This is a genomic window from Chromobacterium sp. CV08 (assembly GCF_051129845.1).
In the GTDB taxonomy this organism is placed as follows: domain Bacteria; phylum Pseudomonadota; class Gammaproteobacteria; order Burkholderiales; family Chromobacteriaceae; genus Chromobacterium.
In genome coordinates this window covers 1089567-1106543 of record NZ_CP150453.1, presented here as the reverse complement: position 1 = coordinate 1106543, position 16977 = coordinate 1089567, and the positions used below count along the sequence as shown (strand labels likewise).

At 67.0% G+C, this 16977-nt stretch carries 17 protein-coding genes; 1 reads left to right on the top strand and 16 read right to left on the bottom strand.

Annotated features, from left to right (window positions below):
- Positions 1-61 precede the first annotated feature (61 nt).
- The 4 genes from glmM to rlmE all read right to left on the bottom strand — a co-directional run bounded on the left by glmM (position 62) and on the right by rlmE (position 5043).
- On the bottom strand, positions 62-1399 hold the full coding sequence (gene glmM / locus WNM05_RS05180) for a phosphoglucosamine mutase (RefSeq protein WP_434633075.1): 1338 nt from the start codon (positions 1397-1399) through the stop codon (positions 62-64).
- Positions 1400-1486: 87 nt separating this feature from the next.
- Positions 1487-2323, bottom strand: a complete 837-nt coding sequence (folP, locus tag WNM05_RS05175) for a dihydropteroate synthase (RefSeq protein ID WP_434633073.1) — start codon at positions 2321-2323, stop codon at positions 1487-1489.
- Positions 2324-2423: 100 nt separating this feature from the next.
- A complete protein-coding gene (gene ftsH, locus WNM05_RS05170; RefSeq protein WP_434633071.1) occupies positions 2424-4343 on the bottom strand; it encodes an ATP-dependent zinc metalloprotease FtsH in 1920 nt (639 codons plus the stop codon).
- Positions 4344-4425: 82 nt separating this feature from the next.
- Positions 4426-5043, bottom strand: a complete 618-nt coding sequence (rlmE, locus tag WNM05_RS05165) for a 23S rRNA (uridine(2552)-2'-O)-methyltransferase RlmE (RefSeq protein WP_434633069.1) — start codon at positions 5041-5043, stop codon at positions 4426-4428.
- A gap of 157 nt (positions 5044-5200) precedes the next feature.
- On the opposite strand from rlmE, the gene WNM05_RS05160 reads away from it, so the two are divergent.
- Positions 5201-5521, top strand: a complete 321-nt coding sequence (locus WNM05_RS05160; protein ID WP_434633067.1) for a YhbY family RNA-binding protein — start codon at positions 5201-5203, stop codon at positions 5519-5521.
- 236 nt (positions 5522-5757) lie between these two features.
- On the opposite strand, the gene WNM05_RS05155 is transcribed toward WNM05_RS05160, so the two are convergent.
- From WNM05_RS05155 to WNM05_RS05100, 12 genes are all read right to left on the bottom strand, one after another.
- On the bottom strand, positions 5758-6186 hold the full coding sequence (locus tag WNM05_RS05155) for a DUF4149 domain-containing protein (RefSeq protein ID WP_434633066.1): 429 nt from the start codon (positions 6184-6186) through the stop codon (positions 5758-5760).
- A 70-nt stretch (positions 6187-6256) separates the two neighbouring features.
- A complete protein-coding gene (greA, locus tag WNM05_RS05150; RefSeq protein WP_166439742.1) occupies positions 6257-6733 on the bottom strand; it encodes a transcription elongation factor GreA in 477 nt (158 codons plus the stop codon).
- Between the two features lie 142 nt (positions 6734-6875).
- A complete protein-coding gene (gene carB / locus WNM05_RS05145; RefSeq protein ID WP_434633063.1) occupies positions 6876-10085 on the bottom strand; it encodes a carbamoyl-phosphate synthase large subunit in 3210 nt (1069 codons plus the stop codon).
- Between the two features lie 76 nt (positions 10086-10161).
- Positions 10162-10812, bottom strand: a complete 651-nt coding sequence (gene leuE / locus WNM05_RS05140; RefSeq protein ID WP_434633061.1) for a leucine efflux protein LeuE — start codon at positions 10810-10812, stop codon at positions 10162-10164.
- 14 nt (positions 10813-10826) lie between these two features.
- Positions 10827-11954: a glutamine-hydrolyzing carbamoyl-phosphate synthase small subunit gene (gene carA, locus WNM05_RS05135; RefSeq protein WP_434633059.1), complete on the bottom strand. Its 1128-nt coding sequence runs from the start codon at positions 11952-11954 to the stop codon at positions 10827-10829.
- A 203-nt stretch (positions 11955-12157) separates the two neighbouring features.
- Positions 12158-12907, bottom strand: coding sequence for a type II secretion system protein N (locus tag WNM05_RS05130; RefSeq protein WP_434633057.1), 750 nt, complete (start codon positions 12905-12907; stop codon positions 12158-12160).
- Positions 12904-13413: a type II secretion system protein GspM gene (gene gspM, locus WNM05_RS05125; RefSeq protein WP_434633054.1), complete on the bottom strand. Its 510-nt coding sequence runs from the start codon at positions 13411-13413 to the stop codon at positions 12904-12906. Before gspM ends, WNM05_RS05130 begins: the two co-directional genes overlap by 4 nt.
- A gap of 2 nt (positions 13414-13415) precedes the next feature.
- The gene (gene gspL / locus WNM05_RS05120) at positions 13416-14603 is read right to left on the bottom strand and encodes a type II secretion system protein GspL (RefSeq protein ID WP_434633051.1); all 1188 of its coding nucleotides are present in this window, start codon (positions 14601-14603) and stop codon (positions 13416-13418) included.
- On the bottom strand, positions 14560-15543 hold the full coding sequence (gene gspK, locus WNM05_RS05115; protein ID WP_434633049.1) for a type II secretion system minor pseudopilin GspK: 984 nt from the start codon (positions 15541-15543) through the stop codon (positions 14560-14562). Before gspK ends, gspL begins: the two co-directional genes overlap by 44 nt.
- On the bottom strand, positions 15540-16124 hold the full coding sequence (locus WNM05_RS05110; RefSeq protein ID WP_434633047.1) for a type II secretion system protein GspJ: 585 nt from the start codon (positions 16122-16124) through the stop codon (positions 15540-15542). The genes gspK and WNM05_RS05110 overlap by 4 nt, the downstream gene beginning before the upstream one ends.
- Complete coding sequence (gene gspI, locus WNM05_RS05105; protein ID WP_101706894.1) at positions 16121-16501, bottom strand: type II secretion system minor pseudopilin GspI; 381 nt, start codon at positions 16499-16501, stop codon at positions 16121-16123. Before gspI ends, WNM05_RS05110 begins: the two co-directional genes overlap by 4 nt.
- On the bottom strand, positions 16498-16974 hold the full coding sequence (locus WNM05_RS05100; RefSeq protein ID WP_434633045.1) for a prepilin-type N-terminal cleavage/methylation domain-containing protein: 477 nt from the start codon (positions 16972-16974) through the stop codon (positions 16498-16500). The genes gspI and WNM05_RS05100 overlap by 4 nt, the downstream gene beginning before the upstream one ends.
- Positions 16975-16977: the final 3 nt, after the last annotated feature.

The window sequence follows — 16977 nt, the reverse complement described above, 5'->3', positions numbered from 1 at the left end:
TTTTGATACAAAAAATGCCAACCCGGACAGGTTGGCATCGCTTGTTTCACCCCCGCGACGATCAGCGGGCGATCTTCTCTATCGCCGCGGCAATGGACCGGGCCCAGGACTCGGCCAGGGACTTGTCGTCGGCCTCCACCATCACCCGCACCACCGGCTCGGTGCCGGACGGCCGCAACACCACTCGTCCGCGGCCGTGCAGCGCCGCCTCGGCCTCGGCCAGCGGCGCGGCGGCGGCGGCCTTCCAGTCGCAGCCGTTGTGGCGGACGTTGATCAGCGTCTGCGGGAACGGCTGCCAGTCGGCGCAGATCCGCGCCATCGGCTGTTCCAGCTGCTGCACCGCGGCCAGCACCTGCAGGCTGGAGATGATGCCGTCGCCGGTGCTGTGCTTGTCCAGGCACAGGATGTGGCCGGACGCCTCGCCGCCGACCTGCCAGCCGTCGGCATGCAGCATCTCCAGCACATAGCGGTCGCCGACCTTGGCGCGGCCGAAGGGCACGCCCTGCTTTTGCAGCGCCAGCTCCATCGCCATATTGGTCATCACGGTGCCGACGACGCCGCCCTTCAGCTCGCCGCGCGCGGCGCGCGCCTTGGCGATCACGTAGATCAGCTGGTCGCCGTCGTAGATGCGGCCGTCGGCGTCCACCATGATCAGGCGGTCGCCGTCGCCGTCCAGCGCGATGCCGAAATCGGCGCGGTGCCGCAGCACTTCCTGCTGCAGCGTCTTAGGATAGGTCGCGCCTACCTTGTCGTTGATGTTGTAGCCGTTGGGCTCGCAGCCGATCTGGACCAGCTCGGCGCCCAGCTCGTGGAAGACCTTGGGCGCGATGTGGTAGGTGGCGCCGTTGGCGCAGTCGACGACCAGTCTCAGCCCCTTCAGGCTCAGCTCGTTCGGGAAGGTGCTCTTGCAGAACTCGATATAGCGTTCGGCGGCGCCGTCTATGCGGCGGGCGCGTCCGAGCTCGGCCGACGGATTGGTGGCCATCGGCTGCTCCAGCATCGCCTCGATCTCCAGCTCCAGCGCGTCGTCCAGCTTGTTGCCGCCTTCGGCGAAGAACTTGATGCCGTTATCCTGGAACGGGTTGTGCGAGGCCGAGATCACCACGCCGGCCTCCAGCCTCAGCGCGCGGGTCAGGTAGGCGATGCCGGGCGTCGGCAGCGGGCCGGTCAGCAGCACGTTGACGCCTGCGGCGGTGAAGCCGGCCTGCAGCGCGGCCTCCAGCATATAGCCGGAGATGCGGGTGTCCTTGCCTATCAGCACGGTCGGACGGCTGTCCTTGTCGTGGTTGACCAGCACGCGGCCGGCGGCATAGCCCAGCCTCATCACGAATTCCGGATTGATCGGAGACTTGCCGACCTCGCCTCGCACGCCGTCGGTGCCGAAATATTTGCGACTCATTCAATATTCTCTGTATCGGTTCAATGCCTTGCCAGGCGCAACGCCCGCCATTTTGCCATCGCCCGGCGTTGGAAAACCAGCTTCACGTCAACAATCCCGCAGCGCCTGCCACAGTTGCAACGCCTGCCGCGTCGCCTTGACGTCGTGGACGCGTATCACCGACGCGCCGCGCCGCGCCGACTCCAGCGCCGCGGCGACGCTGGCGCCCAGCCTCTGGGCCGGCTCGTCCTCGCCGGTGAGCGCGCCCAGCATCGACTTGCGCGACAGGCCGACCAGCTGCGGCGCGCCGGCGACGCGCTCGATCTCGTCCAGCCGTTTGAGCAGCGCCAGATTGTGTTCCAGCGTCTTGCCGAAGCCGAAGCCGGGATCGACCAGCAGCCGCTCGCGGACGATGCCGGCGTCCAGGCATAGCTGGACGCGGCGTTTCAGATAATCGGCCACCTCGGCGACGACGTCGTCGTAGGCCGGCCTGTCCTGCATCGTGTCCGGATTGCCCTGCTTGTGCATCAGGCACACGGCTGCGCGGCTGGTCGCGGCCAGCGCCAGCGCGCCGTCGTCCTCCAGCGCCGACACGTCGTTGATCAGGTCCACCGCGCCGAGCCGGATCGCCTCGCCCATCACGACGGCCCGGCGGGTGTCCAGCGACAGCGGCGCGCCGATGTCGCGCAGCCTCTCCAGCACCGGCAGCACCCGCTCCATCTCCTCGTCCGGGCTGACGAAGGGCGCGCCCGGCCGCGTCGACTCGCCGCCGATGTCCAGGATGTCCGCCCCTTCCGCCAGCATCGCCTCGGCGCGCGAAAGCGCGTCGTCCAGACGCTTGAAGCGGCCGCCGTCGGAGAAGGAGTCCGGCGTGACGTTCAGTATGCCCATCACCAGCGGACGGGACAGATCGAGCGCGAAGCGCCCGCACTGCAAGATTCTCATCGTGGTTCCCATTCCCGGCGCGCCGGGTCTCGGCGGCCGGAGCCGAATGCAAAACCGGGCAAGCCCGCGAAGGCTTGCCCGGTTGAACGAAGTACGCTTGTCAGACTTCCTGGGCCGGGTCGGAGGTGGCCGACGAGGCGGCCGGCTCGGCCGGTTCAGCCGGCTTGTCTTCCGTCTTGGCGGGGAAGCTAGAGCCCGGCTTCGGCGGACGCGGCGGCTTGCCGTCCATGATGTCGTTGATCTGCTCGGCGTCTATGGTTTCCCATTCCAGCAGCGCGGCGGTCATCGCTTCCACCTTGTCGCGGTTCTCTTCCAGCAGACGGCGCGCCAGCGCGTACTGCTCGTCGATGATGCGGCGGATTTCGGCGTCGACCTGCTGCAGCGTCGCTTCCGACAGGTTCTTGTGCGTGGTGATGGAGCGGCCGAGGAAGACCTCGCCCTCGTTTTCGCCGTAGACCATCGGACCGAGCTTGTCGGACATGCCGTAGCGGGTGACCATGTCGCGCGCCATCTGCGTCGCGCGCTCGAAGTCGTTGCTGGCGCCGGTGGTCATCTGGTTCATGAACAGCTCTTCGGCGATGCGGCCGCCGAACAGGATGGCCAGCCTGTCCATCAGGTAGCCGCGGTCGTAGGCGAAGCGGTCCTGCTCCGGCAGCTGCATCGTCACGCCCAGCGCGCGGCCGCGCGGGATGATGGTGACCTTGTGCACCGGATCGGACTTCGGCAGCAGCTTGGCGACGACGGCGTGGCCGGACTCGTGGTAGGCGGTGTTCTTCTTCTCCTCCTCGGTCATCACCATGCTGCGGCGCTCGGCGCCCATCATGATCTTGTCCTTGGCGGATTCCAGGTCCTCCATGTCGACCAGGCGCTTGTTGCGACGCGCCGCGAACAGCGCGGCCTCGTTGATCAGGTTGGCCAGATCGGCGCCGGAGAAGCCCGGCGTGCCGCGCGCGATCACCTCGGCGTTGACGTCGGCGGCGATCGGCACCTTGCGCATGTGCACGTTCAGGATCTGTTCGCGGCCGCGGATGTCCGGCAGCGGCACGATCACCTGACGGTCGAAACGGCCCGGCCGCTGCAGCGCCGGGTCCAGCACGTCCGGACGGTTGGTCGCGGCGATGACGATCACGGTGGAGTTGGTGTCGAAGCCGTCCATCTCGACCAAGAGCTGGTTCAGCGTCTGCTCGCGCTCGTCGTTGCCGCCGCCGAGGCCGGCGCCGCGCTGGCGGCCGACCGCGTCGATTTCGTCGATGAAGATGATGCACGGGGAATTCTTCTTCGCCTGCTCGAACATGTCGCGCACGCGGGCGGCGCCGACGCCGACGAACATTTCGACGAAGTCGGAACCGGAGATGCTGAAGAACGGCACCTTGGCCTCGCCGGCGATGGCCTTGGCCAAGAGCGTCTTACCGGTACCGGGCGAACCGGCCAGCAGGATGCCGCGCGGGATGCGGCCGCCCAGGCTCTGGTAGCGGGAAGGATCGCGCAGGTAGTCGACGATTTCCTTCACCTCCTCCTTGGCCTCGTCGCAGCCGGCGACATCGGCGAACACCACGGTGTTGGCGTCCTGGTCCAGCATGCGCGCCTTGCTCTTGCCGAACGAGAACGCGCCGCCCTTGCCGCCGCCCTGCATCTGGCGCATGAAGAACACCCACACGCCTATCAGCAGCAGCATCGGGAACCAGCTGATGAAGATGCTCATCAGCATCGACGGCTCCTCCTCCGGCTTGGCGGAGAAGCGCACATTGTTCTTGATCAGGTCGTCGACCAGCTGCGGGTCATAAGGCGCGAAGGTGGAGAAGGCGGTGCCGTCGGTCAGCTTGCCCTTCAGCCACTGGCCGCGCAGCGGATGCCCCTCTATGGTCAGGGATTGCACCTTGCCCGACTCGACATCGCTGACGAACTGCGAGTATTCGAGCTGGTTCTGGGTGTCCTGGCGCTTGTTGAACTGATTGAAGACGGTCATCAGCACCAGGCCGATGATCACCCAGATGGCGATGTTTTTGCCGATATTGTTCACGAGTAGCGGACTCCTCTGTGCCCTGACTTTTTGGTTGCTTGTAGTAAACGGCTACGATTGTAACGCCCCGCGCCCTTTTATGTCAGCGGCGACCCTTGCCCAGCAGATAGATTTCGCTGGAACGGTCGCGCGACGCCTTGGGCTTGCGGGTGACCACCTCGCCGAACAGCTCGCGCATGGCCTTGAGATAGTCCTGAAAATCGCTGCCCTGGAACACTTTGACGAGAAAGTGGCCGCCGGGTTTCAAATGATCGCGCGCGAAATCCAGCGCCAGCTCGCACAGCAGGAAGCTCCTGGCCTGATCGATGGCGCTCATGCCTGACATATTGGGCGCCATATCCGAAATTACAAGGTCGAGCGCGCGTCCGTCCAGCAAGGCCTCGAACTGCCTGAGCACCTCCTCCTCCCGGAAGTCGCCCTGAATGAAATCGACGCCCGGCACCGGGTCCATCGGCAGGATGTCCAGCGCGAACACCTTGCCCGAATCGCCGGCGATGCGCGCCGCCACCTGCGACCAGCTGCCCGGCGTCGAACCGAGGTCGGCCAGCACGGTGCCCGGCCGGATCAACTTGTCCTTGTCGTTGATCTCCAGCAGCTTGTAGGCGGCGCGTGCGCGGTAGCCGTCCTTCTGCGCCATCTGCACGTATTGATCGTTGACATGTTCCTGCAACCAGCTGTTGCTGCTCTTGCTTCTTGCCATACGCGGCGATGCTTTCTGTCGTCTCAGTCGTCAGGATAGTCGATGCGGGCGTCCGTCAACGCGCTATCCTGTTGTTTTTCGGTTATTTCAGCCCCAACCTTGGGATGCGGGGCCAAATTCTAGTAGAATCGTGTTTTGCTTTGAATTCCATGTTTCCATGAAAATTGACATCAAGCCGTTTCAGCGCAAATACCTGCAGGGCCTGGCGCACGGCATCGACCCGGTGGTGATGGTCGGCAACAACGGTCTGACCGAGGCCGTCGTGCGCGAAATCGCCATCAGCCTGGACGCCCACGAACTGATCAAGGTTCGCGTGCTCGGCGACGACCGCGACGCCCGCGTCGCCATGTTCGAGCAGATCTGCGAGGAACTGGGCTGCGCTCCGGTACAGCACATCGGCAAGCTCCTGGTGCTGTGGCGCCCCAGCGACAAGGCGCGCATCGCGCTGCCGAAGAACAAGCAGGCGATGAAGGACTGAGTCCTCCCGCCCGGCAGACAAAAAAAGCGGTGGCCTAGCCACCGCTTTTTTTGCTTTCGAGCGCGGCGAGGCCCCCTTGCAGGGCAAGGGCGGGGGGATTGGGACTCGACAGGCAGGCTGCCAGATCCGTGCCTCCGTGAAGAGGCCCGGCTTCGCCGGGTCCTGCAAACTGTCCCTATGCCCGCTGCCCGCAGCCTGAAAGCGGTGGCCCGGCCACCGCTTTTCTTATCGCCGCGTCACTCGCTGCGCCAGATATAGGCGAGGCCGAGCACGCTCTGCACCAGGTAGATCAAGCTGGAAATCGCATGCCAGGTGGCGAAGCCGCCGCCGAACAAGCCCTCGGCCGCGTGGTTCATCTGCTGCTTCAAGGTGACGATGATGGGCGCGACGCCGAACTGATTGATCAGCGTGCAGACCAGCATGCCGACGATCAGCCAGAACGCGCCCTGTTTCAGGCCGGACACGCCGTTTCGCCATACCTGGTCGACCAGCAGGAACACACCGCACACCAGCCCGACCCAGGCGATGGCGGCGAACAGCCGCCCGGCCACCATGCCGGCGGTGACCCCGTCCAGCGACTTGAACAGCACCGGCGCGACGATCAGGCCTATCACCCACAAACCGCCAATCCACAAGGTCTTGGCAATAGCTCGCAAGCCGTCCATTCTCTCCCCCATGCTCGGCAGCAGACGCGGCCGATGAAAAACGCGCGGCCATGGCCGCGCGCGATCCGGATCAGATGTATTTGACGTCGAGCACTTCGTACTCGCGGATGCCGCCCGGGGCCACCACTTCGGCCACGTCGCCGGCCTCCTTGCCGATCAGCGCGCGCGAGATCGGCGAGTTCACCGATACCTTGCACACCTTGATGTCGGCCTCGTCGTCGCCGACGATCTGGTAGGTGACGTTCTCTTCGGTCTCCAGATCCATCAGGTCGACGGTGGCACCGAACACCACGCGGCCGTCGGCGTCCAGCTCGGCCGGATTGATGATCACGGCGTTGGACAGCTTGCCTTCCAGTTCGGCGATGCGGCCCTCGACGAAGGCCTGGCGTTCCTTGGCCGCGTCGTACTCGGCGTTTTCCGACAGGTCGCCGTGGGAGCGCGCCTCGGCGATCGCCTCGATCACCGACGGACGCTCCACGCTCTTCAGGCGTTGCAGTTCTTCCTTCAGAAGCTCGGCGCCGCGTACAGTCAACGGGACTTTGATCATTACAGTATTCTCCACAGGCGGTTGACCGCCTTCATCAAAAGCACAAGCCGCCGTACGGGACGGCGGCTTGCGCGAGCGGGTTTGAGCGGAATTGTAACGGCAAATCGCTTCCGCATCAAAGCCTACCGGCGGCCACTCCCCCTCAGCCGGCGATCTGCGCGTGCAGTTGCTGCACGCTGTAGACGTCGAAGGATTCGGCATGCTTCAGGCCCACGCACACCGCCTTGGCGGCGGACAAGGTGGTGTACTGCGGCACCCGCGCCTGCAACGCCGAGCGGCGGATCGAATGGCTGTCCTGGATCGCGGTGCGCTTCTCGTCCACGGTGTTGATCACCAGATCGACCTCGCCGTTCTTGATCATGTCGACGATGTGCGGACGACCCTCGTTGACCTTGTTGACCACCTGCACGATCAGGCCGGCCTCGATCAGATGCTTGGCGGTGCCGCGCGTCGCGCAGACGCCGAAGCCCAGCCGCTGCAGCTCGCGCGCCACGTCGACGACGCCGTTCTTGTCGGAGTCGCGCACCGACAGGAAGACCTTGCCGGTCTTGGGCAGGCGGTCGCCGGCGCCCAGCTGCGCCTTGACGTAGGCCTCGGCGAAGGTCTTGCCGACGCCCATCACCTCGCCGGTGGACTTCATCTCCGGCCCCAGGATGGTGTCGACGCCCGGGAACTTGATGAAGGGGAACACCGCCTCCTTCACCGCGTAGAACGGCGGAATCACCTCCTTGGTGAAGCCCTGCTCCGCCAGGCCGATGCCGGCCATCGCGCGGGCGGCGATCTTGGCCAGCGGCGCCGAGGTCACCTTGGAGACGAAGGGCACGGTGCGGCTGGCGCGCGGATTCACCTCCAGCACGTAGATGGTCTCGCCCTGGATCGCGAACTGCACGTTCATCAGGCCGACCACGTTCAGCGCGCGGGCCATCGCCTCGGTCTGGCGGCGGATCTCGTCCTGCATCGCCGGGAACAGGCTGTAGGCCGGCAGCGAGCAGGCGGAGTCGCCGGAGTGGACGCCGGCCTGCTCGACATGCTGCATGATGCCACCTATCACCACGGTCTCGCCGTCGGACACGCAGTCGACGTCGACCTCGATCGCGTCGTTGAGGAAGCGGTCCAGCAGCACCGGGCTGTCGTTGGACACCTTGACCGCCTCGCGCATATAGCGCTCCAGATCGGCCGGCTCATGGACGATTTCCATCGCGCGGCCGCCCAGCACGTAGGACGGGCGCACCACCAGCGGGTAGCCGATCTCGTCCGCCAGCTTCATCGCCTCGGCCGGCGCGCGCGCCGTGCGGTTCGGCGGCTGCTTCAGACCGAGCTCGTTCAACAGCTTCTGGAAGCGTTCGCGGTCCTCGGCGGCGTCTATCATGTCCGGCGAAGTGCCGATGATGGGCACGCCGTTGGCTTCCAGCGCGCGGGCCAGCTTCAGCGGGGTCTGGCCGCCGTACTGGACGATGACGCCGAACGGCTTCTCGACGCGGCAGATCTCCAGCACGTCCTCCAGCGTCAGCGGCTCGAAATACAGGCGGTCCGAGGTGTCGTAGTCGGTCGACACGGTTTCCGGGTTGCAGTTGACCATGATGGTCTCGAAACCGGATTCGCGCAGCGAGAGCGCCGCGTGCACGCAGCAGTAGTCGAACTCGATGCCCTGGCCGATCCGGTTGGGGCCGCCGCCCAGCACCATCACCTTCTTGCGGTCGGACGGATTGGATTCGCACTCCTCCTCGTAGCTGGAGTACATATAGGCGGTGTTGGTGGCGAACTCGGCGGCGCAGGTGTCGACGCGCTTGTACACCGGATGCAGGCCCAGCGCCCAGCGCTTGGCGCGCACGGCGGCCTGGTCGGAACCCAGGAGCTCGCCCAGGCGGCGGTCGGAGAAGCCCTTGCGCTTCAGGCGGCGCAGCTCGGCGTAGTCCATGTCCTCGATCTTGCGGCCGGAAAGCGCCTTCTCCTCGCCGACGATGTCCTCGATCTGGGCCAGGAACCACGGGTCTATCTTGCTGACCGCGTGGATGTCGTCGCGGCTCATGCCGATGCGGAAACCGTCGGCGACGTACAGGATGCGCTCCGGTCCCGGCGCGCCCAGTTCGTGGCGGATGGCGGCCTCGTCGGTGGTGACGGGATCGAAGCCGGCCAGGCCGGTTTCCAGGCCGCGCAGCGCCTTCTGCATCGATTCCTGCAAGGTGCGGCCCATCGCCATGACTTCACCGACGGACTTCATCTGGGTGGTCAGGCGGTCGTCGGCCTGCGGGAATTTCTCGAAGGCGAAGCGCGGAATCTTGGTGACGACGTAGTCGATGGACGGCTCGAACGAGGCCGGGGTCGCGCCGCCGGTGATGTCGTTCTTCAGTTCGTCCAGCGTGAAACCGACGGCCAGCTTGGCCGCGATCTTGGCGATCGGGAAGCCGGTGGCCTTGGACGCCAGCGCCGACGAACGCGACACCCGCGGATTCATCTCGATGACGATCATCTCGCCGGTGGCCGGATTGGTGGCGAACTGCACATTGGAGCCGCCGGTATCGACGCCGATCTCGCGCAGCACCGCCAGCGAGGCGTTGCGCATGATCTGGTATTCCTTGTCGGTCAGCGTCTGCGCCGGCGCGACGGTGATGGAGTCGCCGGTGTGCACGCCCATCGGGTCGAAGTTCTCGATCGAGCAGATGATGATGCAGTTGTCGTTCTTGTCGCGAACGACTTCCATCTCGTATTCCTTCCAGCCCAGCACCGACTGCTCGATCAGCAGTTCATGGGTGGGGGAGGCCTCGAAGCCGCGCTCGCAGATCGCCAGGAATTCTTCCTTGTTGTAGGCGATGCCGCCGCCGGAGCCGCCCATCGTGAACGACGGGCGGATCAGCGTCGGGAAGCCCACCTTGGCCTGCGCGTCCAGCGACTCTTCCATCGTGTGGCAGACGAAGGACAGCGGGCAGGACAGGCCGATCTTGGCCATCGCCTCCTTGAAGCGGCCGCGGTCCTCGGCCTTGTCGATCGCGTCTTCGGTCGCGCCGATCAGCTCCACTTTATATTTTTCGAGGACGCCGTTGCGGGCCAGGTCCAGCGCGCAGTTCAGCGCGGTCTGGCCGCCCATCGTCGGCAGGATGGCGTCCGGACGCTCCTTGGCGATGATCTTTTCCACCACCGGCCAGCTGATCGGCTCGATATAGGTGACGTCGGCCATGTCCGGATCGGTCATGATGGTGGCCGGGTTGGAGTTGACCAGGATGACTTTGTAGCCTTCCTCGCGCAGCGCCTTGCAGGCCTGGGCGCCGGAGTAGTCGAACTCGCAGGCCTGGCCGATGACGATCGGGCCGGCGCCAATGATCAGAATGCTTTTGATGTCGGTACGCTTTGGCATGGCTTCTACTCTTTGATGACTTGTATTTTTCCGGCCGCGCCCCCTCCCCGGCGGCGCGGCATGTTTACTATCGACCCTACAGGCTGGCCGCCGCCAGCTTGGCGCCGAATCCGACGAAGATCGCGCCGACCGAACCGCCCAGCGCCGCCGTCAGCTTGCGGCGGCGGCGGAAGGCCGCGGCCAGCTTGTCGCCCAGCAGGATCAGCATCGACAGATTGGCGATGCTGCAGCACTGGACGATGGCGCCCAGCGCGGCGAAGGTGACGGCCGGATGCGGATAGGCCGGATCGACGAACTGCACGAAGAAGGACACGAAGAACAATATGGCCTTCGGATTCATCAGACTGATCAGCAGCGCCTTGCGGTACGGATGGCCGCCGGACAGCGGCGACGCCGCCGCGGCCGGCGCGTCGCCGCGCCGCGACCTGCGCCAGGCGACGATGCCGGACTTCAGCATATTGATGCCCAGCCAGGCCAGATAGCCGCCGCCTATGTACTTGACCACCGAGAACAGCGCCGGATTGGCCTGCAACAGGCCGGCCGCGCCGGTGGCCGCCAGCGTCATCAGGATGAAGTCGCCGCTGACGACGCCGCCGGCGGCGGCGAAGCCCGCGCGCTTGCCGCGCTGCGCCGCCACCGACAGCACATACATGGCGTTCGGCCCCGGCAGCAGGATGACGATCAGCGTGCCGATCAGGTAGGTGCTAAGGTCGGTAATGCCCAACATGATTCGACTCCGCCCTACTGCCGTTCCGCCATCGCCGCGATGAAGCGGTCGAACAGGTAGGCGACGTCCTCCGGCCCCGGGCTCGCTTCCGGGTGGCCCTGGAAGGAGAAGGCCGGACGGTCGGTCAGCGCGATGCCCTGCACGGTGCCGTCGAACAGCGAACGGTGGGTGACGCGGACATTGGCCGGCAGGCTGGTCTCGTCGACCTGGAAGCCGTGGTTCTGGCTGGTGATCATCACGCGGCCGCTGTCGAGGTCCTGCACCGGGTGGTTGGCGCCGTGGTGGCCGAACTTCATCTTCGACGTGGCGGCGCCGGTGGCCAGGCCCAGCAACTGGTGGCCCAGGCAGATGCCGAACACCGGCAGCCTGGTCTCCAGGATGTCGCGGATCGCCGAAATCGCGTAGTCGCACGGCTCCGGGTCGCCGGGGCCGTTGGACAGGAAGACGCCGTGCGGATTCAGCGCCAGCACGTCGCGTGCCGGCGTCTGCGCCGGCACCACGGTCAGCTGGCAGCCGCGCTCGGCCAGCATGCGCAGGATGTTGTGCTTGACGCCGAAATCGTAGGCGACGACGTGGAAGCGGGTGGAAGCCTGGACCTGGTAAGCGGCGCCCAGCTTCCATTGCTTCTCGGTCCAGGCGTAAGGCTTCTGGCAGCTGACGACGCGGGCCAGATCCTGGCCGGCCATGCTGCCGAAACCGCGGGCCAGCTCCAGCGCGCGGGCCTCGTCGATGTCGCCGGCCATGATGCAGCCGGCCTGGGCGCCCTTCTCGCGCAGGATGCGGGTCAGCTTGCGGGTGTCGATGTCGGCGATCGCCACCACATTGTGTTTTTTCAGGTAATCGGACAGCGAGTCTTCGGCGCGGAAGTTGCTGTGCAGCAGCGGCAGATCGCGGATGATCAGTCCCGATGCAAAAACGGCGCGGGATTCGGTGTCTTCCGAATTCGCGCCGACGTTGCCGATGTGCGGATAAGTGAGTGTGACGATCTGCCTGGTGTACGAGGGATCCGTCAGGATCTCCTGATAACCGGTGATGGCGGTATTGAATACCACCTCGCCGACCGTATGGCCGGCGGCACCGATAGCACTACCTTTGAAAAGCGTGCCGTCAGCCAAGACAAGGATTGCGGGGAGGTTTGACACTGGCTGGCTCCTGTTGCATTGCTCGGGCGCTTACACAAAAACCGGCAGCGGCCGGTTTCGTTTTACACCCTGGGATTTTCGAAATTCTTATGTGAATAACGGGACTAGGCGCCGCGCACCAGTCCCGTTTGGTTAAACCTTTCTATAGTACCGCGAATTTTGCACTTGCACAATACGGTTGGCGCCGATTGCGCCAAAATCGATCACGCGCCGGCTTTCACCTGCCAGCTGACGCCGGTCGGTCCGGCCGGTTGGCCCAGCATCAGCATCAACGGTTTCAGCGCGTCGTACTTGTCCGGCGGACTGTCGGCGGTGCCGGCCATCGCGAAGGCTCCGCCGGCCGGCCAGCCGCCCTGGCCGTTCAGCATCAACGGCCCCTCCAGCGTCGTCAGGTTCAGGATCAGTCCCTGAGGCGTGCCGGCCACGTCCAGCTGATAGCTGCCGAACGGGAGCACCGTCGTCAACGGCGAGGCCGCGCCGCGCCAGGCCAGTTGCGCGCTGCCGCTGATGTCCTTGCCCTGGCGCGCCAGTTGGGGAATGTTCAGCTGCAGCTCGCCGCCCAGCCGCGCCGCCTGCCAGGTCTTGGACAGATTGGCCAGCGCCGCCACCGGCAGCGACAAGGCCAGCCCCCTCACCTCCTGCTTGCCCAGCCCCAGCTGCAGCATGCCGGGCTGGCCGGCGCTGTCCAGATGCCAGACCAGCAGGCCGGACAGCAGCGCCTTGGGCTGCCACTTCCACGCCAGCGGACTCATGCCCTGCACTTCTCCGGCAGGCCCCAGATAGACCAGTTGCGCGCCGCCGTCCCACAAGGTCCCTCGGGCGTCGCTGACGCCCCAATGTCCGTCGCTGTAGCGCGATACCGGCCAGGACAGCCAGCTGGCCGGCAGCGCCGACAGCGCGCCCGCCAGCAGCAGCAGCGCCAGCGACAGGTATTTGACTATGCGCGCCCTCATGCCGCCGCTCCCGCGTGCACCAGCAGCGCCTTGATCTTCACCTGCCCCGGCACCGGCTGCGCCTCGGCCTTGACGTTGACCACCCTGACCTGCTGCTGTTGCGACAGCGCGCCGGCGAAGCGCACCCAGTCGTCGAAACCGACCACGCCCTCCATCGCCACGCCGGACTCTCCGTCGGCGTTGAACTGCAGCGCGGCGACGGACAGGCCCTGGCCCTTGGCCGTCTGCTGCAGCAGCGGAATCAGCTCCTTGGCCGGCAACGGCGTCTGCGCCGGCTGGCGCTTCAGCTTGTCGGCCTCGGCCGCCAGCGCCTTCACCATGCCGAGCTCGGCCTGCAGCCTAGCGACCGCGCTCCGGTTCCGCAGCAGCGAGGAATTCGCCGGCTCCCACACCGCCAGATACAGCAGCGCGACGCCCAACACCGCGGCCATCGCCGCCAGCAGCCTTTGCTCCCGCCGGCTGCGCTGACCCCAGTACTCCAGAAACTGTTGCTTGTACGCTGTCATCGTCACGGCTCCCGCGTCACTACCAGTTGCTTGCTGCCCGGCTGGCTGCTCGCGGCATCCAGCAGGATCTGCTTCGCCGCCAGCAGCTTGCGCCAGCGCGCCAGGGTGTCGGCCGGCACTTCGGCCACCTGCAGCTTCAGTCGGCCGGCGTCGTACTCCAGCGTGCGCACCTGCAGTTCGCGCCCGGCCACCGCGGCCAGCGCGCCCATCAATTCCACCATGTCGTCGCGCGCCGGCAGGCCGTGGCCGAGCCTGAGCTTGTCGACCGCGCGCAGCATGGGCAAGCCGCTGCTGCCCGGCAGCACCTGTCCGCCTATCCACGGCGTCGCGGCGGCGCGGATCTGCTGCGACAGGCTGTGTTTCTGCCACGCGTACCAGCCGGACTGCCCGAGCGTCAGCAGGATCTGCGCGGCCAGCAGGCCGCCCAGCAGCCAAGCGGCCCGTTTCAGCGACGGCCCCCAGTCGCGCCAGCGGCGGTTGGCCGCCAGCTCGCCCTGGGCGAAATCGAAGCCGCCGTGGCGGCGGCCGCTGCGCCAGTCGTAGGCCTCGCCGCGCGCGGTTTCGCCCTGCCAGCCCGGCAGCCGGCTCAGCGCCTCGTCTACGCTGTCGACGCCGCACAGCAGCAGGCGCTCCGGCGGCGCCGCCGACAGCAGCGAGGCGAACAGCGCCTGCTCCACCTGGCTGCCGCCGCGCGGCAGGCTGGCGGCGTACGGCGAGGCCGCGCGCACCAGCCAGCGGTCGGCCAGCCGCGTCACGCTCCAGCCGGCGACCGGCGGCTCGGCCAGCAGACACTCCTCCGGCACGATGCGGTCGCACAGCCTGCCCAGGCTCTTCAGCATCGCCACCGCGCGCCTCAGGCCGGCCGCCTCGGTGGCGGCCACCGCGCGGCGGCCGTCGGCTGCGGCGCCCAGCGCGTACAGATTGGCGCCGGGGTCGTTGGCCAGCCCCTCTTCCAGCGCGAAGCCGACGATGGCCGGAGCCTGCTGCTTGACCGCGTCCGGCAGCTTCACGTCGGTAAACAGCGTGCGGCCGATCGGCAGCACCAGCTCGCACTGGTCGGCCTTCGGCCAGCCGCCGGGCGCGCTGTCGCCCTGGGCCGACAGCTCGCCGCGGGCGCCCAGCAGCGCCCAGGGCAAGCCCGGCTCGCTATCGGGCCAGCCCGCGCGCAGATAGAGTCGCAGCGTCGTCATGTTTGTCTCCAGCGGACCGCGCCAGCAGGCCGCGTCCGTCGTTGCCGTCTCGCCGCCACATCATCTTGACGACGTTCTGATTGCTGTAAATCATCGCCTGCATCGACAGCCTGGCCTTGCCGTAACTGGCCCGGCTGTCGAGCAGGAAATAGTTGGACGCGGCGCCGATATCGGTGTCGGCGACGATGCCCGGCGGCGGTTGCCGCGCCTTGAAATCGGCCGCGTCCTTGAAATAATTGCTCTGCCGCTGCTTCAGCAGCACCAGCAGATTGCCGTCGCCTATGCCGGGCAGCAGCGTCTTCATCACCATGTCGGTGGCGGTATTGACATTGATCTGCGTCACCGTCGGCGGCAGCGCCGCGACGTGCGGCGCCAGCTTCTCCATCACTTCCGGCGTGTAGCCGGGCAGCCAGCGCAGCATTTCCACCCGCGTCAGCGGATGGTTGGGCTGCGGTGCCGCCGCGCCGTTGGCGTCGGGCTTGTCGTCCTCGTCGCGTCCGCCGCGCAGCGACTTCAGCAGCGGCTCGGACAAGCGGGTCGGCAGGTCCAGCGTCTTCAACAGCGCCCGGTAGAACTTCAGCTGGCGGGCATTGGTCTGGCCGTTGAGCACCAGCGAGTTGATGTTGAAGCGCCCCTGCAGATCGCTCAGCGCGCCGCTGACCTTGACGCCCTGCGCCTCGGTCTGCGGCAGCGGCTGCGCCCACAGCTGCGACAGCGCCACGACGCCGTTGCCGGCCGCGCCGTTGTTGAAGCGCAGGATTTCCATCGACCAGCCGAGGCCGGCGTCGGCCACCAGGCGCAGCTGGGCCCGGCTGTGGTCGTTCTCCAACTGGTGCCACCACAGGCCCTGCTGCCACAGCACCAGGCTGGCCGCCGTGGTGGCCAGCGCGACGATCAGCAGCGCCATGATCACCGCCATGCCCGACTGGCGCCTCCTCATGGCAGCCCCCATATCCGCCGCACCGTCCGGCCGCCGGGCATCTTGATCCGCATTTCCAGCGCGCGCGGCACCCGGCCCTGGGCGGTGTCGCCGACGGGCCAGGCGTCCTGCCAGCTGCCGTCGTTCAGCATCACCCGCCAGGCGACCGTCACGTCCTTGCCTAGCAGCGGATAGGCGATAGGCGCGCCGGCGCCGGCATCGCCGGCCGACCAGCTGGTCCCGCCGCCGCCGGACTGGTAGACGACGCGCTCCATGCCGCCCGGATAGCGGGTCGACACCATTTCCAGCACCAGGGTCTGGCCCTGGCCGTCCTGCAACAGCGTCAGCGTGCTGGCGCCCAGCACCAGGCCCTGCTGCTGGTCGCCGGCCGACGGCTGCGGCTGCAGCCCGGTCAGGTCGCTCTCCAAGCGGCGGAAGGCGCGCGCCGAGTCTACCCACTGCGCGCCGGTCTGCATCAGCCGCTCGCGCGCGATCAGCAGCGAGCCGAAGGCCTTGTAGCCCATCACCGACAGGATGGCCAACAGGCTCATCGCCACCAGGATCTCCAGCAGCGTCATGCCGCCCTGGGCCCGCGCGCTCACCCGCCGCCTCCCGGCACCAGCCTCAGATAGCCGGTGACTTCGGCCAGCACGTAGCGCCCGGCGCCCGGCGCCAGGATGCGCACGGCCACCTTGCGGAAATTGGGGTTGGGCGTCGCGGTGATCTCGCGCTCCCAGCGCCACTCGACACCGTCTTCCTTGCTTTCGCCGGCCTGCGTGCCCGGCTCGGGAAACTGCCGCAGCGCCTGCAGCACGGCGATCTGGTTCTGCGCCTCCCAGTTGGCCTGCATCCGCCGCTCCATGCCCTCGGCGTTGTCGGCGGCGAGCCCGGTGGCGCGCAGCAGCGCGCCCAGCGCCACCGCGATGATGGCCAGCGCGACCAGCACCTCGAACAGGGTGAAACCTTGCTGCCGCCTCATGAGCCGTCCGCCACCGTCACCCGCCCCAGCGGCGATTGCAAGACCGTCAGCTTGCGACCGGCGCCGTCCAGCCTGAGCGCCAGCGCGGCGGCGCGCCCGTCCTGCCACAACAACAGCGGCCGGTCGCCCTTCCACGGCTTGCCGTCCTGCAGCGCGCCCTCGCCCGATATGCCGTCCGGCCACTGGTGCGCGGCCAGCAGCTCGTCGGTCACCGGCTGCCACTGGCCTTCGTCGTCCAGCCGGCTGAAGGCGTAGCCGTTGCCGTTCCAGTTCAAGGCCAGCGTGTCGCCCATTTCGGCGGCGTCGCCGGCCTGCTCCAGCACCCGCGCGAAACGGTAGCCCTCGTCGCCGAGCTGCCTGTGGGTATCGGGCCGCAGACTGAGCGTGACGGTGGTCGCGAGGACGCCGATGATCAGCATCACCACCATGACCTCGATCAGCGTGAAGCCGCGCGCGCGGGCGGCGGAAGTCACCGG

What these genes read in the sequence shown, in the direction of transcription:
- gspK (WP_434633049.1), bottom strand. Translation starts at nt 15,543, where the DNA reads ATGAGGAGGCGCCAGTCGGGCATGGCGGTGATCATGGCGCTGCTGATC.
- gspL (WP_434633051.1), bottom strand. Translation starts at nt 14,603, where the DNA reads ATGACGACGCTGCGACTCTATCTGCGCGCGGGCTGGCCCGATAGCGAG.
- gspM (WP_434633054.1), bottom strand. Translation starts at nt 13,413, where the DNA reads ATGACAGCGTACAAGCAACAGTTTCTGGAGTACTGGGGTCAGCGCAGC.
- WNM05_RS05130 (WP_434633057.1), bottom strand. Translation starts at nt 12,907, where the DNA reads ATGAGGGCGCGCATAGTCAAATACCTGTCGCTGGCGCTGCTGCTGCTG.
- WNM05_RS05155 (WP_434633066.1), bottom strand. Translation starts at nt 6,186, where the DNA reads ATGGACGGCTTGCGAGCTATTGCCAAGACCTTGTGGATTGGCGGTTTG.
- leuE (WP_434633061.1), bottom strand. Translation starts at nt 10,812, where the DNA reads ATGTTGGGCATTACCGACCTTAGCACCTACCTGATCGGCACGCTGATC.
- rlmE (WP_434633069.1), bottom strand. Translation starts at nt 5,043, where the DNA reads ATGGCAAGAAGCAAGAGCAGCAACAGCTGGTTGCAGGAACATGTCAAC.
- carB (WP_434633063.1), bottom strand. Translation starts at nt 10,085, where the DNA reads ATGCCAAAGCGTACCGACATCAAAAGCATTCTGATCATTGGCGCCGGC.
- folP (WP_434633073.1), bottom strand. Translation starts at nt 2,323, where the DNA reads ATGAGAATCTTGCAGTGCGGGCGCTTCGCGCTCGATCTGTCCCGTCCG.
- WNM05_RS05160 (WP_434633067.1), top strand. Translation starts at nt 5,201, where the DNA reads ATGAAAATTGACATCAAGCCGTTTCAGCGCAAATACCTGCAGGGCCTG.
- greA (WP_166439742.1), bottom strand. Translation starts at nt 6,733, where the DNA reads ATGATCAAAGTCCCGTTGACTGTACGCGGCGCCGAGCTTCTGAAGGAA.
- gspI (WP_101706894.1), bottom strand. Translation starts at nt 16,501, where the DNA reads ATGAGGCGGCAGCAAGGTTTCACCCTGTTCGAGGTGCTGGTCGCGCTG.
- glmM (WP_434633075.1), bottom strand. Translation starts at nt 1,399, where the DNA reads ATGAGTCGCAAATATTTCGGCACCGACGGCGTGCGAGGCGAGGTCGGC.